This window comes from Mesorhizobium sp. M1D.F.Ca.ET.231.01.1.1 (assembly GCF_003999155.2).
Classification (GTDB): domain Bacteria; phylum Pseudomonadota; class Alphaproteobacteria; order Rhizobiales; family Rhizobiaceae; genus Mesorhizobium.
On sequence record NZ_RZOZ02000003.1, the window covers coordinates 343,385 to 366,522 of the forward strand.

The following is a 23,138-nucleotide window of genomic DNA, read 5'->3' on the forward strand; positions in this document are numbered from 1 at the left end:
ATGAACCGGCCGTTCCGCCAAGGCGCGGCCCTATAGGAAAGTCGAACACATGATGGATGTTTGTCTGTTCGGGGTGGGACTGATCGGAAGGGTCCATGCCGGCAACCTCGCGCGTCACCCGAAGGTGCGGCTGCGCTACATCGTCGATCCCAATCGCGAGGCCGCCGAGAAGGCCGCCGCCGTCGTCGGCGCCGAGATCGCCGACACCGAGGCCGTGATGGACGATCCGTCGGTGAAGATGGTGTTCATCGCCTCGGCGACGCGCACGCATGCCGAGCTTGCCATGGCCGCGGCCGCGCGTGGCAAGGCGATCTTCTGCGAGAAGCCGATCGATCTCGACCTCAAGCGCACCGACGAGTGCCTGGCCGCGGTCGAGAAGGCCGGCGTGCCGTTCCAGATCGGCTTCAACCGCCGCTTCGATCCGAGCTTCCGGGCGCTGAAGGAGCGCCTTGCCGCCGGCGAGATCGGCGCCGTCGAGCAGGTCATCATCACCAGCCGCGACCCCGAACCCGAAACCGAGGAAGCGCTGGCCGGCGGCGGGGGCGTCTTTCGCGAAATGACCATCCACGACTTCGACATGGCGCGCAACCTGCTCGGCGAGGAGCCGGTCGAGCTCTTTGCCACCGGTTCATCGCTGGTGGCGCCGCAATACAAGAAGCTCGGCGACTACGATACCGCGATGTTCATCCTGCGCACTGCGTCCGGCCGGCAGTGCCACATCAACAACAGCGTCAGGGCCGCCTATGGCTACGACCAACGCATCGAGGTGCATGGCGCCGACGGCATGCTGCTTGCCGGAAACCGGCTGCCGACCTCGGTAGAGATGTCCGGCGGCAAAGGCATCTCGCGCGACAAGCCTTACTACTTCTTCGTCGAACGCTATGCGGAGTCCTACGCCGCCGAGATCGATGATTTCATCACCTGCGTCGAAACGGGCAGGAAGCCTGGCGTCACCGCCAGCGACGGCCGCAAGGCCATGATCCTTTGCGAGGCGGCGCTTGCGTCAGCCAGATCCGGCAGGTTCGAGCCTGTGAAGCTCTGAGCGGATGTCTCAAGTCAACCGGGAGGATCGAAATGAAGATTGGCATGATCACCGACAGCCTGGGCAACCTTTCCTTCGACGAGATGCTGAATGCCTCGGCCGAACTCGGACTGGAGACGCTGGAGTTCGCCTGCGGCAACTGGTCGTCGGCGCCGCACATCGATCTCGCGGCCATGCAGGACAGTGCGGCGATCCGCGCCGAATTCGCCGCCAAGGTCCGCGACCACGGGCTGACGATCGCGGCGCTCAACTGCTCGGGCAACCCCCTGCATCCGGGACCGCAGGGCAAGAAGCACCGCCAGGTGACGGAGGACACGATCCGGCTGGCAAGCCTGATGGGCATCGACCGCGTGGTGATGATGTCCGGGCTGCCCGGCGGCCCGGGCGATGCCAACCCCAACTGGATCATCACCGACTGGCCGCCCGAATGCGCCGACATCCTGCGCTACCAATGGGACGACTGCATCATTCCCTACTGGCGCGATCTCGTTGCGTTCGCAAACAATCTCGGCATAGGCAAATTGTGCCTGGAACTGCACGGCCATCAGGCCGTGTACAACGTCCAGACACTGTTGCGGCTTCGCGATGCCGTCGGCGAGACGGTCGGCGCGAACTATGATCCGAGCCACCCGCTGTGGATGGGCGCCGATCCCATCGCCGCGGTGCGCAAGCTTGGCTCAGCCATCTACTATGTGCACGCCAAGGATACGCGCATCGAACCGATACCGGCGGCCATCGACGGCGTGCTCGATGCGCGGCCACCGAACCACTATGCCGATCGGGCCTGGAATTACATCACTCTGGGCTATGGTCACGGCGAAACCTGGTGGCGGCAGTTCTGCGTCGCGCTGAAGCAGGCCGGCTATGACGACGTGCTCTCCATCGAGCACGAGGACATGATGCTGTCGCCGATGGAAGGGATGCGCAAATCCGTGGCATTGCTGCGCAACGTCGCCATCAACCTGGCTTGATGCAGGCGGGTCGACCCGGAAAGCCCACGCCGCCGCCGACACTGGTCGCCGCGCTGGCCAGCGAGCCGAAACTGGTCGCCAAGCATCCCTCGCTCGGCGATTTCCTGCGCAGCCGCTGGGCCGATGCCGCCTTCATGACGGCGGCCGGCATGGCCGAAGCCACCGGGCTTCCCACCTATCCGAACTTCCGTAGTTTCCGCGCCGCTGTGCTCGCGCAGCTCAGATCGGGCTGAAGGTCAGGGCACGATCCCCCTGCAGGCCCACGCAACGTTGGCGAACGATCTCGGCCCGTCCGCCCGTCCGGCCTCATAGGCATCGCGGACGGCGGCCTCCACGCGCGTCCGCTCCGCCGCGTCGAGCGTGGTCATGTATTTGCCGAGCGGGCCTTCGCCGGCGCCGATCGGCGCCCAGTAGTCGTCGAAATTCTCATAATCCATGCGGATCATCAGCTCGGTTTCGGTGACGTCCGCTAGCCCCTGTTCGACGAAGGTCCGTTTCATTTCGCCGGGCTGCATCATCGGCTGGAAGCAGTAGCGGCCGCGCATCTGGCGGCCGCTTTCGCCGAGCGCCGCGACCGTATCGATCATCATGCGCATGCCCGGCATGCCGCCAAGATGATCCCACACCACCGCCGCGACCACGCCGCCCGGCCGCACCACGCGGCGCATCTCGGCCACGGCCTTGCCGGCCTCCGGCACGAAGTGAAGCACCAGCAGCGCCAGCGCACGGTCGAACATATCGTCCGCGAAAGGCAGGGCGGTGGCGTCCGCCTGGCTGATGGTGATGCGCGGATCGGTGTTCTTCTCCTTCGCCGCCGCGACGAAGACCGGAGAGAAGTCGATGGCCTGGATTTCGGCGAGGCCGGCGGACTTCGCCAGCTCGAAGGTCAGGCTGCCGGTGCCGCAGCCGACGTCGAGGATCTTTTCGCCGCTGGCCAAGCCGGCGAAGTCGATGAACTTGGGCGCCAGCCTGCGGCTCCAGCGGCCCATCAGCTGCTCATAACCGGACGCTTCGTGAACGGTGAAGATCGATGTCATCAAGGCCTCCCTGCTTGTAAACCCAAGCTAAGCCTCGACGGCATTGCTGCCAAGGCGCGAAGCAATCGCCTCGGACAAGGATAGCGGCGCACGCGCCGGCGCCTACGGGCGACTTCACGGTTGCCGCGGACCAGCCTCAACCTTTCACGAAAAGCGACTGCACGGTCTCGATAGGCATCAGCATGACGCGCTCGCCCAGCGGAGACGTAATGAAGCCATGCCGTTGATAAAAATTCATCGCGTCGTCGATCGCGTGCGCCACCACGGCGCGAACCCCGGCGATCTCGGAAACCGCCAGGCAACGCCGCAGCGCATCGGAAAGCAGGTCGCCGCCGAGCCCCGTTCCCTGGAACGCCTGATCGACCGCCAGGCGGCCTATCAGCAGCAAGGGAACCTGCTCCAGCATGCCCCGCCGCAGCTTGGCGCCTGGCAGCGCGATCCCCACGACAATGTCAATACAGAGCCTCGCGGCGATCCTTGCGGGATTTCATCCTGGAGCGTCCCGCACTGCCGCCACGCTCTCCCTTTCCACCAGCGGGCATTCCAGCTTGGTGATGGGGTAGCGGCCGTGGCCGGATGTCATCGGCGTCTCCAGCTGCTCGATCGCCCATTGGCCCATCGCCAGATGCGGCAGGATCGAGGTCGTCAGCGGCGGGAAGAGGTGGCGGGCGATCTCCTCGTCGTCATAGCCGACCACGGAAATATCCTCGGGGATATGCAGGCCGGCCTCCTTCAGCGCCTCGTAGCAGCCGATCGCGGTGCGGTCGTTCTGGCAGAAGATGGCGGTCGGGCGGTCCTTCAGGGCAAGCAACTTGACGGTCGCGGCATAGCCGGCGCTGGCCGACCAGTCGCCCTCGACCACCAGCTCGGGATCGAAGGGGATGTCGGCGGTGGCCAAGGCGCGGCGATAGCCTTTCAGCCGGTCTTGCGCCGCCTGCATCCACGGCTCGCCGGTGATGGTGGCGATGCGGCGGTGGCCGTGGCTGATGAGATGCCGGGTGGAACTCTGGCCACCGGCGATCTCGGAAGGCACGACGGCCGGGAAGGCATAGTCGGCGGTGTAGCAGTTGAGCAGGATGACCGGGATATCGAGGCTGTAGAGGAACTCGGGCGCGACGATCTCGCGGGTGAAGATGGTCATGTAGATCAGCGCCGAGATGCCGCGTCGTGTCAGCGCTGAAATAGCGCGCGGCTCCATGACGGCATCGCCCATGGTCTGCGCGACCAGCAGCACGTTGCCGGCGTTCCACGAGGCCTGGCGCGCGCCCTCGATGGCGACCACCGCCTCCGGGCTGGTGGCTAGCTGGTCGACGGCAAAGCCGATGACGCCGTCCAGGCCTTCGAACGGCGTCACCGGCGGACGCAGGGCGGAGAAGACCGGCGGTGAGTAGCCGAGCGTTCTGGCCGCTTCGATCACCCGATCGCGCGTCTGCTGCGACAGCCTGATGCCAGGCGAATTGTTGAGCACGAACGAGACAGTCGCCTGCGAGCAGCCGGCGGCCCGAGCGATGTCGGTCATGGTGACACGACCCTTGGGCCTGGCGGACGGCTTGCGGCGCCTGGAGGCTTCCGGGGGATCGCGCAGTTCCGTCGGTTCACTCATGTTCGTTTCCCAAACCTTGTCGGCTGTTAAGCAAAGGCCGGCGGCAACAACAAGATGCTCCGGCGCGGCGTGTTTATGGGAACCGCGCTCCTGATTATAACTATTATCATGTCCGACAGCGTCGGCGCCAGCCACATCACATGTCGACGAAACAGCCCGAAAAAGGTCAGCAAAGCTGACAATTTTGCCGAATTTTGGCACGATGCCGCCGCTGCCATTCCTCCCTTGCCAACTGGCGGCTTGTCTCTTCGCGCTCGGTGAAAACGCGCGCCTGGGCGCCCCGCAACTAATACTCTTTACTAATATCCCTAAGCGTTCTATTGTCAACTCGCCGCAGCGTGGCCGGGGCCTTCCGGCCGATCGCGGCGGTGGAGCGGGCGCGCGCCGGTCGGAGGAATGCCGCCGAAAGGGCAGTCTCGTTCTCACGAAAATGTCAGACAAATCGGACTATTTACGAACGCCAAATCTGTGTCTAGTGTCTTGGTCGCGGCTGGATTGGCGCCGTTCTTAAGTTGCCAGACCTTGGGCAAGCCCCTTGAGGAGGAGGGCGTCCAGGCCGCAGCCGACACATCAGCGATGAGTTTCAAAAGGAGGTTGAACCATGAAATCCATGATCCGTAACGCATCCGTCGCCGCGGCGGCCCTGGCCCTCGGCCTGTCGGCGAGCGCGACCGTGCGCGCCGACGACAAGCCGACGCTGGCCTTTGTCGTCAACGGCGCGTCAGACTTCTGGAAAGCGGCGGAAGCCGGCGTGAAGAAGGCGCAGGGCGAACTGCCCGACTACAATCTCGAGCTGAAATACCCTGAGCAGTCGTCGGTCGCCATCCAGCAGCGACTGATGGACGATCTGGTGACGGCCGGCGTCAAGGGCATCATGGTGTCGGCCGTCGACCCCAAGACCTCGACCGACGGGCTCAACAAGATCGCTTCCGAGACGGCGCTGTTCACCACCGACAGCGACGCGCCGCAGACCAAGCGCGTCGCCTATATCGGGTCATCCAACGTCGACGCCGGCAAGCAGGCGGCCGAGATCGCCAAGAAGGCGATGCCGGACGGCGGCAAATGCCTGGGCTTCGTCGGCCTGCTCGGCGCCGACAACGCAAAGGAACGCATCCAGGGCATGAAGGACGGGCTCGCCGGCAGCAAGATCGAGTTGGTCGACGTGCGCGGCGACGACATCGACCAGGCGCGCGCCAAGAAGAATGTTGAGGACGCGCTGGTCGCCAGCCCCGACATCACCTGCATGGTCGGCTTCTACTCCTACAACACGCCGCGCATCTATGAAGCGCTGCGCGACGCCGGCAAGCTGGGCTCGATCACCGTCGTCGGCTTCGACGACGATCCGATCACGCTGGGCGGCGTCAAGGAAGGCACGGTCGCCGCGACGGTCGTGCAGCAGCCGTTCGAATGGGCCTATCAGGGCATGAAGCTGATGGCTTCCTATCTCAAGGGCGACAAGTCGGGCATTCCGGAGAACGGCCTGATCATCGTGCCGACCAAGATCATCGGCAAGGACGATGTCGACGCCTATGCTGCCAATCTGAAGGCGATGGCCGGCAAGTAAGCGCGAGATCAGTTGCGCCGGCTCAGGGATCCACCTTGAGCCGGCGTCCGTATTGACGGGCCGCACGCGGCCCGTCAGTCTGTTGCCCACCGGCCGCTGCCAAGCTCGATCAACCATGGCGTGATGAACTATTCCGACCCATCCATTGTTCAATCCGCTCCGTTCCTGAGCCTCGAGGCCGTGCGCAAGACATATCCGGGCGTCGTGGCGCTGGACGGGTTCTCCATGGAGGTCAGGCCCGGCGAGGTGATCGGCCTGGTCGGCGAGAACGGCGCCGGCAAATCGACCCTGATGAAGATCCTCGGCGGCGTGACGCGGCCGGATAGCGGTACCGTGACCGTCGACGGCATCGCGCATGACGGGCTGACCGTGGAAGCCAGCATCGGCTCCGGCATCGCCTTCGTGCATCAGGAGCTCAACCTGTTCGAAAACCTCGATGTCGCCGCCAACATCTTCTTCGGCCGCGAGCCGCTGAAGGCCGGCCCGCTGCGGCTGGTCGACCGCGCGAAGCTGCGGCAGATGGCGGCCCCGCTGTTGAAGCGCGTCGGCGCCAATTTCTCGGCCGACGCGCCGGTCGCATCACTGTCGCTCGCGCAGCAGCAGATGGTCGAGATCGCCAAGGCGCTGTCGATCAGGGCGCGGCTGGTGATCCTCGACGAGCCCACCTCCAGCCTGCCGATCGCCGAAACCGAAAAGCTGCTCGACGTCATCAAGGGGCTGCGGTCGGAAGGCATCAGCGTCATCTTCATCTCGCACCGCCTGCACGAAGTCGAGCGCGTCGCCGACCGCGTCGTGGTGCTGCGCGACGGCATGCTTGCCGGCACGCTGCCCAAGAGCGAGATCAACCACGACCAGATGGTCAAGCTGATGATCGGGCGCATGCTGAAGGAGCGTGAGAAAGCCGCTGAGGCCGGGCGCGCGCCGGGCGGCGTCGCGCTCTCCGCAGTTGCCGTGCGCACCGCAGCCTATCCTGATCATCCGGTCAGCCTGGACCTTCGACGCGGCGAGATCCTCGGCCTCGCCGGGCTCGTCGGCTCCGGCCGCACGGAGCTCGCGCGCGTGCTGTTCGGCATCGACGAACAGCTCGGCGGCAGCGTTGCGCTGGACGGCAAGGCGCTCGATGTCGGATCGGCCGCCGATGCGGTGGCGAGCGGCATCTTCCTGGTTCCGGAAGACCGCAAGCTGACCGGCATCCTGCTCGACCTCTCGATTGCCGAGAACATTTCGCTGCCCAACCTGCCGGCGCATGCGAAGCGCTCGCTGGTCTCGGTCAGCGCCGAACTCGCCACCGCGGAGAAGCAGAAGAAAGACCTCGGCATCAAGGCGCCGTCGGTCCTGACCCGCACCGGCACGCTGTCGGGCGGCAATCAGCAGAAAGTGGTTTTGGCCAAGTGGCTGGCGATGAACCCCAAGGTGATGATCCTCGACGAGCCGACGCGCGGCATCGATATCGGCGCCAAGGCCGAGATCTACGGGCTGATGCGGTCGCTTGCCGACGCAGGCGTCGCGGTGCTGATGATCTCCAGCGACATGGAAGAGGTGATCGGCGTCTCGGACCGTATCGCGGTCATGCACGAGGGGCAGATCTCCGACATTCTCGACCGGGACGATTTCAGCCAGGAGAACGTGCTTTTGCTGGCGGTGGGCAAGAAGCCGAAGCTGGCGCATGCCGCTGGAGGAGCGCAATGAGCAAGAAAGACCTCGGCCTGCTGATCCTGATCCTGGTGGTCGGCGCGGTGGTGACGGCCATCAACCCGCGCTTCCTTTTGCCGATCAACCTTGCCAACACCTCCAACCTGATCGGCCTGTTCGGCATCCTCTCCATCGGCCAGGCCTTCGTCATCATCACCGGCGGCATCGAGCTTTCGGTCGGTTCGCTGGTGGCGCTGCTCGGCACGCTGTTCATCGACTTCATCGCCGTGCGCGAGATGGACTGGCCGCTGGCCTTCGCGCTGATCATCGTCCTCGGCGCCATCATCGGCTTCGTGCATGGCTGGCTGATCACGCGGCTGAAGATGCAGCCCTTCGTGGTGACGCTTTGCGGCCTCTTGATCTATCGCGGCGTAGCGCGCTTCTACACCGCCGACGGCACGGCGGGCTTCGCCTTCGGCCAGAATTTCCCCGAGCTCGAATTCCTGACCGCGGGCCGTTCCTGGGGCGTGCCGAACAGCTTCATCGCGCTGATCGTCATCGCCATCGTCATGTGGGTGGTGCTGCACCGCTCGGTGTTCGGCCGCTATCTCTATGCCATCGGCAAGAACGAGGAAGCGGCGAAATATTCGGGCATCCGCACCGGGCGCGTCGTGATCGCGGCCTATGTCATCTGCGGCGTGCTGACGGCGCTGTCGGCGATCTATTTCGCCATGTATACGCGCTCGATCTCGCCGGCCAGCCACGGCCAGTTCTACGAGCTCTACGCGATCGCCGCGGCGGTGCTCGGCGGCTTCTCGCTGCGCGGCGGCGAGGGCTCGCTGGTCGGCGTCCTCTTAGGCACGGTGCTGCTGCAGGAGCTGCAGAACCTGGTCAACCTGCTCGGCATCCCCTCCTCGCTCAACTTCGCGGTGATGGGCGGGGTGATCCTGATCGGCGTGCTGGTCGACCAGCAATGGAGCGTGTTCCGCGCCCGGCGCCGGATGCTGGAAGCGACGCGCCGGAACGTCGCCGGCGCACCGGCGGAGTAGCGGCAGCGCCGTTCCCTTCTCCCCTTGTTGTGGGAGAAGGAGGGCGCTAGATCATGCTCGACAGGTCCGAAAACGCCATCGCCTTGCGCAGCAAATCCACGAAGCGCTCGCCGGCAATCTCCCTGGCGCCGCTGTTGTCGATCGAGGTGACGTCCGGCCCGGAAAGCGTCACGCTGGTGCTGCGCGCCAGACGCGCCAGCACTTCGCCGCGCGATTCGCGGCCGCGCGCCGCCAGCCGCTCGGCGAGGATTTCCGGCGTCGCGGTGATCTCGACCACCGCCAGATTGGCATAGCGCTCGCGCAGCCCCGGGATGACCGCGCGCGAGACATTCGCCACGGCCACATGACCGTTGGCGACCGCCCAGTCGACGTCGGCCGGCAGGCCATAGCGCAGGCCATGGGCGTCCCAGCAAATGGCGAAGGCGCCGTCGGCCTCCGCCTCGGCGAAGGCGGCATCGGCCAGCGTGTCGTGGTCCTCGCTCGCCGAATCGCTCGGCCGGGTGATGACGCGACGCACGAATTCCAGCCGCGTCTCGTCGGCAAAGCGCGCCTTGGCATAGCCGATCACCGTGTCCTTGCCGGCGCCGCTTGGGCCGACAACCGCGACGAAGACGCCGTTGCGGATCGGAAGGGTCTCGGTCAGCTCGCGTTCGATCAACGCCGAAACCATCATGCGACACGCTTGCCCTGGCGCCAGACGGTGCGCACGACCGGCACGTGCTCGTCGACGCGCACGCGCACGAGGTCGGCGCGCCGGCCGGGCTCGATGACGCCGCGATCGGTGAGGCCGACGGCGTCGGCCGGGTTCTTCGAGACCATGGCGACCGCCTGCGGCAGCGAGATGCCTTCGACGACGTCGCCGAGGAAGAAGGCCGACTGGATCAGGCTGAAGGGGATGTAGTCGGACGACAGGATGTCGAGCAGGCCGTCGCCTGCCAGCGCCCTGGCCGAGACATTGCCCGAATGCGAGGAACCGCGCATGACGTTGGGCGCACCCATCAGCACGCCGAGGCCGGCCGCCTTCGAGGCCCTTGCCGCCTCCTCGGTGGTCGGGAATTCGGCGACGCGCACGCCCTGCTCCACGGCTTCGTCGACATGGCCGGCGGTCGCATCGTCATGGCTGGCAAGCACGATGCCGCGCTCCTGGCAGGCGGCGGCGATGAAGACACGGTTGGGGCCTGAATTCCTTGCCGATTCCGCCATCCGCTTCTCGCAGAATTTCTGGAAGTCGCGGTCGGTCAGCTTGAGCTTGCGCTGGTAGTAATAGGCATAGGTCTCGAGGTTGACGAACTGGCGCTGCCCGGGCGCATGGTCCATCAGCGAGGCGAGCTTCACGCGGTCGTCGGTGTCGAAATTGGCGAAGGCCTCGAGACAGTCCGGGGCCGAGACCTCGCAGCGCAGATGGATGAAATGGTCGGCCCTCAGCCGATCCTGCCTGACGCTGTCCTCGATGGCGTCGGCGAGCTTGCGGACGTCGTCGGACTTCAGGTCGGCATCCTCGTCCATGCCGACGCGCAAGGCATCGAGCACCGTGGTGATGCCGGCGGTCGCGACCTGCGCATCATGGGCGAGCACGGCGGCGATCGGGTTCCAGCGCACTTTCGGACGCGGCGCATAGTGGCCTTCGAGATGGTCGGTGTGGAGCTCGACGAGGCCCGGGATGATGTAGTCGCGGCCCATGTCCTCGCCGCCGCGCGTCGCGCCCGGCTCGATCGCGACGATCTGGCCATCGCGCAGCAGCAGCGAGCCCTCGACGATTTCATCGGGCAGCACGATGCGGGCATTCGTGAGGACGGTTTCGGCGGTCATTTCAGGCAGTCCTGTCTCAAGCGATCATACGTTGGGCGGTACATAGGGCGGTCACGCGGTTTTTCTGGCCGAGCGGTGGCCAAGCGCATGGTGGGAGAGCACCATGAACGGGGCGCCCGGTTCGGTTTCGACAAACAAAGTCAGCGCATCCACCGGCACCGGACGCTGCAGCACGTCGGCGAACAGGCTGTCGATCGCGGCACGAAGACGCCGGCTTTCCTGTGGCCCGACGCGCCCGGAGAGCGTCATGTGGAAGCGGAACGTCTCGAAGACGTAAGGATAGCCCCACCGGCACAGATTGCGGAATTCCTGCGGCTTCAGCGAGTCGGGGCTGCGCCGCTCGATCTCGGCTTCCGTCAATGGCGCCCGAAAGCGGTCGAAGGCCAGCACGACATCGCCGGCGAAGCGGTTGAGCGCCGGCATCGGCGCTTCCGGCACCAGCGCGAAAAAACCGTCGATCTGGCCGACGACGAGGCGCGGGATGATAACGGGCTGGGTCGCTTCGGCAAAGCTGTCGAGCGCGGCACGCAGCGAGGCTTCCGTCTCGCTCCCAGCCAGCCGGAACGGCGCCTTCAGCGTCGCATGAAACCCGTAGCGCCGCGCCGAGGCCGTGTGGAAGGCAACTTCCGCCGCCGACAGCTCGGCCACCGCCTCGACCGGCCGCGTCGCCGCGCCGAACGGGTCGCGGCCCAGCCAATTGGCGGTGATGCGCGCCAGCGGCTCGTCCTGCCGTGGGGTGTAGTAGATGGCGTAGCGCATGAGAAAACCTCGTCAGTCCGCTGCCATAGGTGATTTCCATGACGGATTGACGAAGCTTTCATGGGTTTTCGAAGGCAAACAGACCCTACCGGTCCTTAGCCGACGATTTTTCCGAACTGGACCAACGGGTTGAGCGCGCCGGGAAACCTCAGGCCGTCATTAGCCACTCATGCTCGGCCGCATTGTGGAATTTCCAGGTCCGCTTCGGGCCGGCCATGACGTTGAGATAGTAGAGATCATAGCCGTGGCAGGCCGCGCAGGGGTGGTAGCCCTTGGGCACCAGCACGACATCGCCATCCTCGATCGCCATAGCCTCGTCGAGGTCGCGCACACCGTTCCTGTCGGCGTCCGTGTAGACGCGCTGGAAGGCAAAACCTTGCGGCGGGTTGAGGCGATGGTAGTAGGTCTCCTCGAGATAGGATTCGGCGGGGAGATTGTCCTGGTCGTGCTTGTGCGGCGGGTAGCTGGAGGTATGGCCGCCGGGCGTGATGACCTCGACCACCAGCAGCGAGTCGGCCGGCTTGCCCTCGGGCAGGATGTTGGTGACGTAGCGCGTGTTGGTGCCCTTGCCGCGCACTTCCTGGCCGAGATCGTCCGGACCGATGACGCGAACCGGCAGGCCGCCGCCAAGGCCGGGCGCCGAGCAGACGGCGAGCTCCAGCCCGGTGTCGGCGGTCACCGACCAGTCGGAGCCTTGCGGCACGTAAACCGACCAGGGCTTGCCCTCGAAGGGCGACATGCGCTCGCCAAGCAGGCCGAGATCCTTGCCGCCGGCCGACGCCTTGCCCTTGCCGGTGACGAAGACCAGGCAGACCTCGCGCTCGCCCGTCTTGCCGGACGCCGTCTCGCCCGGCTGCAAGCGGTGGAGGTCGAAACCCACATAAGTCCAGCCGGCGCTTTGCGGCGTGACGTGGGCGACATGGCCATGGCCCCTGTCGGCCTTGACGAGCAGTTTCGACATTTTTGACTCCTATCCATATCGGCTTCGGCCGGTTGCTGCCCCGGAGGTTTCGCCGGCTGAAAGATCGGCGCAAACCTTCGGGATTGGCCGAAGCCTCCAAACTTCGTCATCCTAGGGCGAAGCAGGAGCGAAGCTCCATCGCGGAGACCCTAGGATCCATGCCGTAACCTCAGTCGACGGGCGCAGCGGAGCAGAATTCTGCACCGCAGCGGCTGCTTTGACGTCACGGCATGGATCCTCGGGTCTGCGCCGCGTCGCTTCGCTCCTTGCTTCGCCCGTGGATGACGAAGCGAGAGACGTTTCAGCCAATCGCCAACGCATCCGATCCGCCATGCGCGCCGTCCCGTGAGCCCTCCACCCCATGGATTCCGATCATTCCTTCGGCTCGGCCGGCGGTTTGTTCTCCTCAGCCGGCTTGTAGAGGTAGAAAAACTGCCACACGGCGTAACCGGCGAAGCCGAGCGCGATGACGCCCCAGAACGGCGTGCCGGAGGCGAACTCGATCACCGACCAGATCAAACAGACGGCGACGACGGCGATGCGTCGCCACAACGGCCGGAAGAAGGGATGCTCATAGTCTTTCATCGCGCCAATCCAGGATTTGCCCAAAGCGCATCAGATAACCCGAGCGCCCAGGCTAATCCACCGTTCAGGCATTCGGAAAACCTTGCGTCTCCACCGTGTAGCCGGCGGCCGTCATCACCCGCATCAGCTCCTTGTGGCCGACCTGCGCCATGCTGAGCGGCGGGTTCTTCTTCGGATCCTGCTCGGCTTCGACGACGAACCAGCCTTCATAGCCGTAATCGGCGAACCTTTGCACGATGGCGCCGAAATCGAGCGAGCCGTCGCCAGGCACGGTGAAGGCGCCGAGCGCCACGGCATCGAGGAAGGACTGTTTCGTGCGGTCGAGACCGTCGATCACGCCCATGCGCACGTCCTTAACATGCACGTGGTTGATGCGCTTGTGGTGGTTGTCGATGGCGCGCAGCACATCGCCGCCGGCAAAAGCGAGATGGCCGGCATCGAGCAGCAGCGGGATGCCTTCGCCGGAATGGCGCATGAAGGCGTCGAGCTCGGGCTCGGTCTCGACGACAGCGGCCATGTGATGGTGGTAGGAGAGCGGCATGCCCTGGTCGGCGCACCATTCGCCGAATTCGGTGACGCGCCGGCCATAGGCCTTCATCTCGTCCTCGGCGAGCTTCGGCTTGGTGGCCAGAGGCTTGGAGCGGTCGCCCTGGATGGAGCGGCCGACCTCGCCATAGACGATGCAGGGCGCGTTGACCGCCTTGAACAGGTCGATCATCGGCTGGATGCGATCCTTGTTCTTCGCCAGGTCCTCATTGACCAGCGTGCCGGAGAACCAGCCGCCGCAGAGGGTAACGTCGGCCTCCTTCAGGATCGGCAGCATCACCTTCGGGTCGTTGGGGAAGCGGCGGCCCATCTCCATGCCAGTGAAGCCGGCCGACCGCGACTGTCGAAGGCACTCCTCCAGCGACACGTCATCGCTCAGTTCCACGAGATCGTCGTTCCACCACGCGATGGGGGACATGCCCAGTTTGGCTTTCAAGTCGTCACTCCAATGTCGGTTCGTTGCGCCGGATCAGCCCTGACGGCTGTCCACGGCTTCCTCGTATTTCTTGCGCGCGGCGTTGACCTGCGGCCGCGAGGAGACTTCCGGCACGGCGACGTCCCACCAATGTCCGCCCGCCTCGGTCGACACAAGCGGATCGGTGTCGATGACCAGCACGGTGGTCTTGCTGTTTTGCTTCGCCTTGGCCAGCGCCGTCTCCAGATCGGCGATCGACGCCACCTTCTCGGCGACCGCGCCGAGACTGGCGGCATGCGCGGCGAAGTCGACATCGGGCATCACCTCGTGGCGCGCGTCCTTGAGCAGATTGTTGAAGTTGGCGCCGCCTGTCGCCATCTGCAGCCGGTTGATGCAGCCGTAACCGCGGTTGTCGAGCAGCACGATGGTGAGCTTCAGGCCCAGCATCACCGAGGTGGCGATCTCCGAGTTGAGCATCAGGTAGGAGCCGTCGCCGACCATGACGACGACCTCCTGGTCGGGCTTGGCCATTTTGACGCCGAGGCCGCCGGCGATCTCGTAACCCATGGTCGAGAAACCGTATTCGGCATGGTAGGAGCCGGGCGCGCCGGCCTGCCAAAGCTTGTGCAATTCGCCCGGCAGGCCACCGGCAGCGTGAAGAAGGGTGACGCCGGAGCCCATGGCGCGCTGCACGGCGCCGATCACCTGCGCATCCGAAGGGTAGGCGGCATTGGTCGAGGCGGTCACCTTGGCGGCCGCGGCCTGCCACTCCGTCTTGCCCTTCAGCGCATTGTCGGTCCAGGCGCTAGGAGCCTTCCAGCCCTTCAGCGCAGCGGAAAGCTCGGCAAGCCCCTCGGCCGCGTCGGCGACCAGCGGCAGCGCCCAGTGCTTGCCGGCGTCAAAACCTTGCGTGTTCAAGCCGATGATGGTGCGGCCGGCATTCTTGAACAGCGCCCAGGAGCCGGTGGTGAAATCCTGCAGCCTGGTGCCGACGGCAAGCACGACATCGGCCTCTTCCGCCAGCTGGTTGGCAGCGGAAGTGCCGGTGACGCCGACCGCCGCCATGTTGAGCGGATGATCGTCGGGGAGCGAAGATTTGCCGCCTTGCGTCTCGCAGACCGGAATGCCGGCGCCTTGGACCAGCTTGGCCAGCTCTGCGGATGCCTGCGAATAGAGGACGCCGCCGCCGGCGATCACCAGCGGCTTCCTGGCGCCTTTCAGCGCCGCGACGGCGGCCGCCAATTCGTGGCGGTCGGGGCGAACCCTGCGCGGCGTCCAGACGCGTTCGGCAAACAGGGTTTCCGGATAGTCATAGGCCTCGGCCTGCACGTCCTGGCAGAGCGAGAGCGTCACCGGGCCGCATTCGGCCGGATCGGTCAGCACCTGCATGGCGCGGTTGAGCGCCGGAATGATCTGTTCCGGCCGCGTGATGCGGTCGAAATAGCGCGAGACGGGGCGGAAGCAGTCGTTGACGCTCGCCGTGCCGTCGGAGAAATCCTCGGCCTGCTGCAACACCGGATCGGGCAGGCGGTTGGCGAAGACGTCGCCGGGCAAAAACAGGACAGGCAACCGGTTTACATGGGCGAGCGCGGCGGCCGTCACCATGTTCAGCGCGCCGGGGCCGATCGAGGTGGTCGCGGCCATGAAGCGGCGCCGGAAATTCGCCTTGCCGTAAGCAATCGCCGCATGCGCCATCGCCTGCTCGTTATGGGCGCGATAGGTCGGCAGCTCGTCGCGCACCTGGTAGAGCGCCTCGCCGACGCCGGCGACATTGCCATGGCCGAAGATCGCCCAGACGCCGCCGAAGATCGGCACCTTTTTGCCGTCGATCTCGGTCATCTGCCGGCTGAGAAAGCGGGTCAGCGCCTGCGCCATCGTCAGGCGAACGGTCTTGGTCATTGTCGTTTCCTCCGGCTTCCTTGTGCCGTCTTGTTATGCTGCCGCCTTCTTATGCTGCTTTGCGGCCGCGCGCGGCAAGCCATGCCTCGGTCAGCTGCTCGAAGCGTGAGGCCATGTCGGCGACAGCCTCGTCGTCCGACATCCGCCCGGCCAGCCACTGTTCGGCGGCATTGATGAAGATGGTGCGACCGACGGCGAACCCCTTGACGATGGGCGCGTTGGCGGTGGCCGCGAAGGCGGCGACCAGCTCGTCTTGCGGCGCCTCGAGCCCCAGCAGCACGATGCCGCGGCACCATGGGTCGTTCTTGACGATCACCTGCTCGATCCTGGCCCAAGCGTTGGCCGAAGCCTGCGGCTCGAGCTTCCACCAGTCGGGCTTGATGCCGAGCGCATAGAGCTCTTCAAGCGCGCGCGGAATGGTAGTGTCGTCGAGCTTGCCATGCTTGCCGGCGATGATCTCGACCAGAAGTTCCCTGCCGACTTTCCGCGCGGCCTCGAACAGGGCCCGCAGCTTCTGCTGCTGCTCCAGTTTCAGCGCCTCGGGGTCGTCCGGATGGTAGAAGCACAGGCATTTGATGCAGTGGTCGACCGGCCAGTCGATAAGCTGCGAGCCGATGTCCTGCGAGAATTCGAAGCGCAGCGGCCGCGATCCCGGCAATTCGACCGGGCGGCCGAGCCAGGCAAAGTGGTGGTGGGCGAATTCGAACATCGCGTCGCGGCCATATTTCTCGTCGATCAGCATGCCGTAGCCGTCACGGCCGGCGGCGACCCTGGCCGCCGCCTTGACGGTGAGCACCTTGAAATCCGGAATGCGCGAGGCGTCGGCGCCGACCCTGGCAGCGACATCCTCCAGCTGCACGCGATGGTCGCAGGCCAAAGCCATCAGCGAAGGAATGTCGCGCCGCCGCGTCGTCGCCCAGTGGACGTGGTTGATCGCCTCGTCCTTGCGCAGAGCGAGGTGCTTGCTGCCGTGCTTGAGGAAGAACTGCAGTTCCTCGAAGGTCGGATATTCCGGCGCGCAAAGCAGGCGCGACACGGCGAAGGCGCCGCAGGCATTGGCCCAGGTCGCGGCAGTCGCAAAGCTTTCGCCGCCGAGCCAGCCGCGCAGGAAGCCCGACATGAAAGCGTCGCCGGCGCCGAGGACATTGTAGACCTCGATCGGAAAGCCATCGCCGACGATGCCGTCCTCGAGATTGTCGCTGATCGGGCCGTCATAGACGATGCAGCCCTTGGCGCCTCGCTTCAGCACGATGGTGGCCGGGGACAAAGAGCGGATCGTCTTCAGCGCGCTGAGGCAGTCGTCGGCGCCGGAGGCGATCATGATCTCCTCCTCGGTGCCGACGATAAGGTCGCAATCCGCCAGCACCGTCTTCAGCTGCGCCGAGACGCGGTCCGACTTGACGTAGCGCTCGAAGCCTTCGGCATGGCCGGCCAGACCCCAGAGGTTCGGGCGGTAGTCGATGTCGAACACCACCTTGCCGCCCTTGGCCTTCATTATGCGGATCGCCTTGCGCTGTGCGGCGTCCGAGTTGGGGCGGGAGAAATGCGTGCCGGTGACGACCACCGAACGGGCCGAGGCGATGAAGGCCTCGTCAATGTCTTCCTCGGCCAGCGCCATGTCGGCGCAGTCGGAACGGTAGAAGATCATCGGCGAGACGCCTTCGTCCTCTACCGAGAGCAGCACAAGCGCGGTCAGCCGTTCCTTGTCGGTCTTCAGGCCGTCGACCGAGACGCCCTCACGCTTGAGCTGCTCGCGGATGAAGCGGCCCATCTGCTCGTCGCCGACGCGGGTGAGCAGCGCAGAGCGCAGGCCGAGCCTTGCCGTGCCGACGGAAATATTGGCCGGGCAGCCGCCGACCGACTTGGCGAAAGAGGTGATGTCCTCCAACCGCGAGCCGATCTGCTGGCCATAGAGATCGACCGAGGCGCGGCCGATGGTGATGACGTCGAGCGGTTTCGCTTCCACGGCTTCGCCCATTCGAACCTCCCATCGGCCTGTTATAGTGAGCATTGTCGTTTTTGGGCAGCACACACGAGCGGCCGCGCGGTGCCGTCAATATGAAATAATAATTCCAATCCATAGTCAATATGGAATGAGCATTCCCGGATTGAAAAAGACGGTCGAAGGACCCGCTCAGACCTTGCGCCGGCGGCCGGCGTCGCGCCGCTTCTCGCCGACGGCAACGGTCAACGCCATGGCAAGCGCCATGGTTGCCGAGAGCGAGCGGAAGCCGCCGAAATCGGCCTCGGCGACCTCGAACCAGATCTTGGCGAACTGGGCGAGCGGCGAGAACGAGCTGTCGGTGATGGCGACGATCGGCACGCCTTGTTCCGCGATCGAGCGCGTCTCTTCGATGGTCGCCGGCGCGTAAGGCGAGAAGCTGATGGCGATGACGGCGTCGCGCGACGTGGCGAAGCCGATCATCTCGGCGTTCAGCCCGGCGGCCGACTCCACCAGCTGGTTGCGGATCTTGAGCTTGCCGAGCGCGTAGGCGATGTAGGAGGCGACCGGATAGGAGCGGCGCTTTGCCAGCACATAGATGGTGTCAGCCTTCGCCAGCAGGGTGACGGCCTCTTCGAAATGCGCGTCGTTCAACGCGCGCGAAATGTCGCTGAGCGAGGTGCTGGCGGCGGCGACGAAGCCGTCGAAGATCGCCCGGTGACCGGCGCCTTCCTCAGCCTTGGCGCGCAGTGCCGCCAGCCTTTCGTCATAGGAGGAGTTGCGCTCGCGCAGCCGCTCGCGGAACACAAGCTGCAGGCTGGTGAAGCCGTCGAAGCCGAGCTGCTGGGCAAAGCGGATCAGCGTCGAGGGCTGCACGCCGGCCGAGGCGGCGATGCTCGCCGCCGTGCCGAAAGCGATGTCGTCGGGGTTGTCGAGCGCATAGGCGGCGATCTGGGCGATACGCTTGGGCAGGCTCGCGCGCCTGTCCAGGATCGTCATGCGCAGCGTCTCGAAATCGCGAGGCACCCGTTCGTCCATCGTCGCTCCGCCCGCGGCCATATTGATCGTTCCCTCTCCTGCCTCATCATAGCGAGTTCGCGCAAGAACACCATAAAAAATGATTTGGACGTTCCATTCCGGATGGAAATGGATTAATTCATCCATGCTTCTCTTTCACTTCAGTGGAGACAATCGACATGGTCGGAGTGGGCCTCATCGGCACAGGTTTCATGGGCAAATGCCACGCCATCGCCTGGAACGCGGTCGGCACCGTCTTTCCCGATGTCGACAAGCCGAAGCTGGTGCATCTCGGTGAGGTGAATGACGAGCTGGCGAGACGCAAGGCGAGCGAGTTCGGTTTCGCCAAGGCATCCGGCGACTGGCGCGCCGCGGTCGCCGACCCGGAGGTCGATGTCGTCTCGCTGACCACGCCCAACCAGTTCCATCCGGAAATGGCGATCGCCATCCTCGAAGCCGGCAAGCATCTGTGGTGCGAGAAGCCGATGGCGCCGAGTTTCGCCGAGGCCGAGGCCATGGCTATGGCGGCCACGAAATCCGGCAGGGCCGCCGTGCTCGGCTACAACTACATCCAGAATCCGGCGATCCGCCATATCGGCGCGCTGCTCGATGAAAAGATCATCGGCGACGTCAACCTCGTGCGCATCGAGATGGACGAGGATTTCATGGCCGACCCCGAGGCGCTGTTCTTCTGGAAGCACGAGGCGGCTTCCGGCTACGGCGCGCTCGACGATTTTGCCGTGCATCCGCTGTCGCTGATCAAGGTGCTGTTCGGCCGTGTCGCCCGCGTCATGTGCGACATGGTGAAACCCTATGCCGACCGCAAGGTCGCCACCGGCGGCCGCCGCGCGGTCGAGACCTACGACATCGCCAGCGTGCTGATGCATCTCGAGAACGGCGTCGCCGGCACGCTGCTGGTCAACCGTTCCGCCTGGGGCCGCAAGGGCCGCATCGCCATCCAGATCTTCGGCTCGAAGGGCTCGATCCTCTACGACCAGGAGCGGATGAACGAGTTCCAGCTCTACCTCACCGCCGACCGGCCGACCGAGCAGGGCTACCGCACCGTCCTTGTTGCGCCGCACCACAAGCCCTACGATTCCTTCCTGCCGGCGCCCGGCCATGGGCTGGGCTTCAACGACCTCAAGATGATCGAATGCCGCGAGTTGCTGATGCGGATCGCCGGCAAGCCGGCGCGGATCATCGACTTCGACGAAGGGCTGGAGATCGAGCGCACCGTGCATGCGATGGCCCGGTCGGCCCAGGAACAACGCTGGATGGATGTGAGGTGATTCCACGTAGCAGGTGGAGAAGCTCGGAGGCGCCGGCGGGACAGCGCCCCCCTCTGTCCTGCCGGACATCTCCCCCACAAGGGGGGAGATCGGACAGCGCCCTGTTTTCGCCAATCGCCAACGTCGCACCAAATGTCCAACGTTTCAGAAGTGAGCGGGGCGCCAAAGCTGCCGATCTCCCCCCAAGTGGGGGAGATGTCCGGCAGGACAGAGGGGGGCGCGAAGGATCTCGGCCGATCTCACCCTTGCCGGCAATTGGTCAGTTGCCGACCACCGCATTGATCTCCCAACCGTCCACCCACACCTGCCGCAGCCGATCACCCTCGCCCTTGAACCATAGTCCCGCCGCCTGGCAGCCTTCGATCCGGTCGCTGCGGAAATTGCGTATCGCCTGACGCAATTCGCACCAGGCGACGATGTTGGCGGTCTCGGCATAATAGATCAACGCGATCGGGCGGATGATGCGCTGCGTGTCCCGGCCGGCCTCGTCGCGATAGGCAAGATCGAGCTTCTCCTCGTCGCGGATGGCGCGGCGCACCAGGGCAAGATCGACCGCCGAAGCCGACGGCGCGGCAAAACCCCAGGCATGCAGCGCATTGGCGTCGAGCGTCTGGCGCAAAGGCGGCGGCACCGCGCCGGCGATCTTGGCGCCGACACGCTTCGCCGCCTGCTTGAGCTCGTCGTCGCCTGTGCGCTCAAGCATGGCCAGCGACAGCACGATCGCCTCCATCTCCTCGATCGAAAACATCAGCGGCGGCAGGTCGAAGCCGGGGCGCAGGATATAGCCGATGCCGCGCCCGCCCTCGATCGGCACGCGCATTGCCTGCAGGGCGGCGATGTCGCGATAGACCGAGCGCACCGTCACCTCCAGCCGCTCGGCGATCGTCGCCGCGGTGACCGGCTTCTTGGCCAGCCGCAGGATCTGGATGATCTCGAACAGGCGCGAGGCCTTGCGCATTTCCTCACCCGGCTGCAACGCAACTGACACACCCTCGTCAGTTGGGGTGACCTATAGGGCCGCCTACCGGCTTGAAAATCAACAGATTCCTTTTTGCGCCCCGTCGGCGCGGCAACAGGCAACTGACATGAGTTACACGGAAAATCTCTGGCTCTTCTTCGTGCTTTTGTTCGGCATCATCGCCATTCCGGGCATGGACATGCTGTTCGTGCTGGCCAATGCGCTGACAGGCGGACGCGACAGGGGGCTGGCGGCGACCGGCGGCATCATGCTGGGCGGCGCGGTGCACACTCTGAACGGCGCGATCGGCGTCGGCCTGCTGATGCATTTCGTGCCGGTCCTGTTCAAGCCGCTGCTGGTCGCCGGCGCCGCCTACATGGCCTATATCGGCATCGTTCTGATGCGCAGCTCGATCACTGTCGGCCATGATGGGCCCACGGGCAGCCGCTCTTCGTGGAAAGCCTTTCGCCAAGGGTTGGTCACCTGCCTGATCAATCCGAAGGCCTATCTCTTCATCATTGCCGTCTATCCGCAGTTCCTGAAGCCGGCTTACGGTCCGATCTGGATGCAGGCGACCGTGATGGGCCTGCTGACGGTCGCCACCCAGGCAGGCATCTATGGCGGGCTCGCCATCACCGCCGGGCGCAGCCGGGAGCTTTTGGTCGACAATCCGCGAGCAACCATCCTTGCCGGACGGGCGGCCGGGCTGCTTTTGTTCGCGGTCTCGGTGTTCACGGCATGGGAAGGGCTGAGGGCGGCGTCGACGCCGCCCCCCGTCCATGGAGATCAGGCGGCGCCCTGGCGGCTGGCGAGCATCTCGCGCTTCACCGACCGGCGCCATTCAACGGCGCCGGCGAGGCCGTGCAGCACCGTCTCGGTGGTTGCCCAATCGATGCAGCCATCGGTGATGCTCTGGCCGTAGACGAGCGGCTTGCCGGGCACGACGTCCTGGCGGCCGGCGACGAGATTGCTCTCGATCATCACGCCGATGATGCGCTCGTCGCCCGCCGCCACCTGGCCCGCCACGTCGTGCGCTACTTTCGGCTGGTTCTCCGGCTTCTTGGCCGAGTTGGCGTGGCTGACGTCGATCATCAGCCGCGGCGCGACGCCGATGCGAGCGAGCTCCACGGCGGCGGCGTCAACGCTCGCCGCATCGAAGTTGGGCACAACGCCGCCGCGCAGGATGACGTGGCAGTCCTCGTTGCCGGTGGTCGCCGCAATGGCGCTGCGCCCCCCCTTGGTCACCGCCATGAAATGATGCGGCTGGGCGGCCGACTTCACCGCCTCGGCAGCGATCCTCAAATTGCCGTCGGTGCCGTTCTTGAAGCCGACCGGGCAGGAGAGCCCCGACGCCAGCTCGCGGTGGATCTGGCTTTCGGTGGTGCGGGCCCCGATGGCGCCCCAGGCGACGAGGTCGGCGATGTATTGCGGGGTCGTCATGTCGAGGAATTCGGTCGCCGCCGGCAGGCCGAGATTGTTGACCGCGGAGAGCACGTTGCGCGCCATCCGCAAGCCCTTGTCGATGTTGAAGCTGCCGTCGAGATCGGGGTCGTTGATCAGGCCTTTCCAGCCGACCGTGGTGCGCGGCTTCTCAAAATAGACGCGCATGACGATCTCGAGCCGGTCGGCCAGGGCCTCGCGCAGCGCCGCCAGACGGGTGGCATAGTCAACGGCGGCGACCGGATCGTGGATGGAACAAGGGCCGACGATGACAAGCAGTCGATCGTCGGCCCCGGTCAGGATCGAATGGATGGCGTTGCGCGAAGCGGCAACGGTGCGCGTCGCCGTGAGTGAGCGCGGTATCTCGCGCATCACCTTGTCCGGCGTGCTCAGGACCTTGAGTTCCTTGACCCGAAGGTCGTCTGTGGTGGTCAACACGGCTTTCTGCTCCTGGTTAGGAGACCTGCCGGCTGAAACGAAAAAGCCGCCAGGTCTGGCGGCTTTTCGGATTTAGATGCTGCAATCTTCAGATCGAGCGCAATCCTCCCGCCGCCAGCGAGTTGCCGTAGCTAAAGTACCAAAACGAGGCGGTCAGGTGGATCATGCGGCTCGTATAGTCG

Annotated in this window: 21 protein-coding genes and 1 pseudogene; 8 read left to right on the top strand and 14 right to left on the bottom strand. The window is 65.3% G+C overall.

From position 1 onward, the window contains the following. Window positions 1–49: 49 nt before the first annotated feature. From iolG to EN874_RS11130, 3 genes are read left to right on the top strand one after another with little or no spacing between them, the layout of a single operon-like run. Window positions 50–1,042 (top strand): inositol 2-dehydrogenase, encoded by a 993-nt coding sequence (gene iolG, locus EN874_RS11120; protein WP_127424812.1) that lies wholly within the window; start codon window positions 50–52, stop codon window positions 1,040–1,042. A 32-nt stretch (window positions 1,043–1,074) separates the two neighbouring features. Continuing rightward, complete coding sequence (locus EN874_RS11125; RefSeq protein ID WP_127424813.1) at window positions 1,075–2,013, top strand: sugar phosphate isomerase/epimerase; 939 nt, start codon at window positions 1,075–1,077, stop codon at window positions 2,011–2,013. Next, window positions 2,013–2,246, top strand: coding sequence for a hypothetical protein (locus tag EN874_RS11130; RefSeq protein WP_127424814.1), 234 nt, complete (start codon window positions 2,013–2,015; stop codon window positions 2,244–2,246). Before EN874_RS11125 ends, EN874_RS11130 begins: the two co-directional genes overlap by 1 nt. 3 nt (window positions 2,247–2,249) lie before the next feature. Here EN874_RS11130 and EN874_RS11135 read toward each other — a convergent pair whose 3' ends face one another. From EN874_RS11135 to EN874_RS11145, 3 genes are all read right to left on the bottom strand, one after another. Beyond that, window positions 2,250–3,050, bottom strand: coding sequence for a class I SAM-dependent methyltransferase (locus EN874_RS11135; protein ID WP_127424815.1), 801 nt, complete (start codon window positions 3,048–3,050; stop codon window positions 2,250–2,252). 136 nt (window positions 3,051–3,186) lie between these two features. Then, complete coding sequence (locus EN874_RS11140) at window positions 3,187–3,495, bottom strand: GNAT family N-acetyltransferase (protein ID WP_210235988.1); 309 nt, start codon at window positions 3,493–3,495, stop codon at window positions 3,187–3,189. Between the two features lie 42 nt (window positions 3,496–3,537). After that, window positions 3,538–4,653 (bottom strand): LacI family DNA-binding transcriptional regulator, encoded by a 1,116-nt coding sequence (locus EN874_RS11145; protein ID WP_168247435.1) that lies wholly within the window; start codon window positions 4,651–4,653, stop codon window positions 3,538–3,540. Window positions 4,654–5,254: 601 nt separating this feature from the next. Here EN874_RS11145 and EN874_RS11150 point away from each other — a divergent pair. The 3 genes from EN874_RS11150 to EN874_RS11160 all read left to right on the top strand — a co-directional run bounded on the left by EN874_RS11150 (window position 5,255) and on the right by EN874_RS11160 (window position 8,898). Continuing rightward, complete coding sequence (locus EN874_RS11150) at window positions 5,255–6,217, top strand: sugar-binding protein (RefSeq protein ID WP_127424816.1); 963 nt, start codon at window positions 5,255–5,257, stop codon at window positions 6,215–6,217. A 123-nt stretch (window positions 6,218–6,340) separates the two neighbouring features. Beyond that, on the top strand, window positions 6,341–7,906 hold the full coding sequence (locus EN874_RS11155) for a sugar ABC transporter ATP-binding protein (protein WP_127424817.1): 1,566 nt from the start codon (window positions 6,341–6,343) through the stop codon (window positions 7,904–7,906). Beyond that, complete coding sequence (locus tag EN874_RS11160; RefSeq protein WP_126086487.1) at window positions 7,903–8,898, top strand: ABC transporter permease; 996 nt, start codon at window positions 7,903–7,905, stop codon at window positions 8,896–8,898. Before EN874_RS11155 ends, EN874_RS11160 begins: the two co-directional genes overlap by 4 nt. Window positions 8,899–8,944: 46 nt before the next feature. On the opposite strand, the gene phnN is transcribed toward EN874_RS11160, so the two are convergent. From phnN to EN874_RS11205, 9 genes are all read right to left on the bottom strand, one after another. After that, complete coding sequence (gene phnN / locus EN874_RS11165) at window positions 8,945–9,571, bottom strand: phosphonate metabolism protein/1,5-bisphosphokinase (PRPP-forming) PhnN (protein ID WP_168247434.1); 627 nt, start codon at window positions 9,569–9,571, stop codon at window positions 8,945–8,947. Continuing rightward, a complete protein-coding gene (locus EN874_RS11170; RefSeq protein WP_127424818.1) occupies window positions 9,568–10,707 on the bottom strand; it encodes an alpha-D-ribose 1-methylphosphonate 5-triphosphate diphosphatase in 1,140 nt (379 codons plus the stop codon). Before EN874_RS11170 ends, phnN begins: the two co-directional genes overlap by 4 nt. A 51-nt stretch (window positions 10,708–10,758) precedes the next feature. Beyond that, window positions 10,759–11,466, bottom strand: coding sequence for a DUF1045 domain-containing protein (locus tag EN874_RS11175; protein ID WP_127424819.1), 708 nt, complete (start codon window positions 11,464–11,466; stop codon window positions 10,759–10,761). A gap of 148 nt (window positions 11,467–11,614) precedes the next feature. Next, the gene (iolB, locus tag EN874_RS11180; RefSeq protein ID WP_127424820.1) at window positions 11,615–12,427 is read right to left on the bottom strand and encodes a 5-deoxy-glucuronate isomerase; all 813 of its coding nucleotides are present in this window, start codon (window positions 12,425–12,427) and stop codon (window positions 11,615–11,617) included. A gap of 372 nt (window positions 12,428–12,799) precedes the next feature. Continuing rightward, on the bottom strand, window positions 12,800–13,012 hold the full coding sequence (locus EN874_RS11185; protein ID WP_127424821.1) for a DUF3329 domain-containing protein: 213 nt from the start codon (window positions 13,010–13,012) through the stop codon (window positions 12,800–12,802). A 64-nt stretch (window positions 13,013–13,076) separates the two neighbouring features. After that, window positions 13,077–13,994: a myo-inosose-2 dehydratase gene (gene iolE / locus EN874_RS11190; RefSeq protein ID WP_127424822.1), complete on the bottom strand. Its 918-nt coding sequence runs from the start codon at window positions 13,992–13,994 to the stop codon at window positions 13,077–13,079. A gap of 33 nt (window positions 13,995–14,027) precedes the next feature. Beyond that, complete coding sequence (gene iolD, locus EN874_RS11195) at window positions 14,028–15,872, bottom strand: 3D-(3,5/4)-trihydroxycyclohexane-1,2-dione acylhydrolase (decyclizing) (protein WP_127424823.1); 1,845 nt, start codon at window positions 15,870–15,872, stop codon at window positions 14,028–14,030. Window positions 15,873–15,921: 49 nt separating this feature from the next. Next, window positions 15,922–17,850: a 5-dehydro-2-deoxygluconokinase gene (gene iolC / locus EN874_RS11200; protein WP_127424824.1), complete on the bottom strand. Its 1,929-nt coding sequence runs from the start codon at window positions 17,848–17,850 to the stop codon at window positions 15,922–15,924. 156 nt (window positions 17,851–18,006) lie between these two features. Further along, complete coding sequence (locus tag EN874_RS11205) at window positions 18,007–18,852, bottom strand: MurR/RpiR family transcriptional regulator (protein ID WP_168247457.1); 846 nt, start codon at window positions 18,850–18,852, stop codon at window positions 18,007–18,009. A 158-nt stretch (window positions 18,853–19,010) separates the two neighbouring features. On the opposite strand from EN874_RS11205, the gene EN874_RS11210 reads away from it, so the two are divergent. Continuing rightward, window positions 19,011–20,120: a Gfo/Idh/MocA family oxidoreductase gene (locus EN874_RS11210; protein ID WP_127424826.1), complete on the top strand. Its 1,110-nt coding sequence runs from the start codon at window positions 19,011–19,013 to the stop codon at window positions 20,118–20,120. Window positions 20,121–20,379: 259 nt separating this feature from the next. Here EN874_RS11210 and EN874_RS11215 read toward each other — a convergent pair whose 3' ends face one another. Continuing rightward, window positions 20,380–21,078, bottom strand: a complete 699-nt coding sequence (locus tag EN874_RS11215; protein ID WP_127424827.1) for a YafY family protein — start codon at window positions 21,076–21,078, stop codon at window positions 20,380–20,382. Between the two features lie 127 nt (window positions 21,079–21,205). Between EN874_RS11215 and EN874_RS11220 the strand changes: the two are divergent. Beyond that, window positions 21,206–21,838: pseudogene (locus EN874_RS11220) on the top strand (LysE family translocator); the annotation flags it as partial. 26 nt (window positions 21,839–21,864) lie between these two features. On the opposite strand, the gene EN874_RS11225 reads toward EN874_RS11220, so the two are convergent. Further along, a complete protein-coding gene (locus EN874_RS11225) occupies window positions 21,865–22,956 on the bottom strand; it encodes a 3-deoxy-7-phosphoheptulonate synthase (RefSeq protein ID WP_127424828.1) in 1,092 nt (363 codons plus the stop codon). Between the last annotated feature and the right edge of the window lie 182 nt (window positions 22,957–23,138).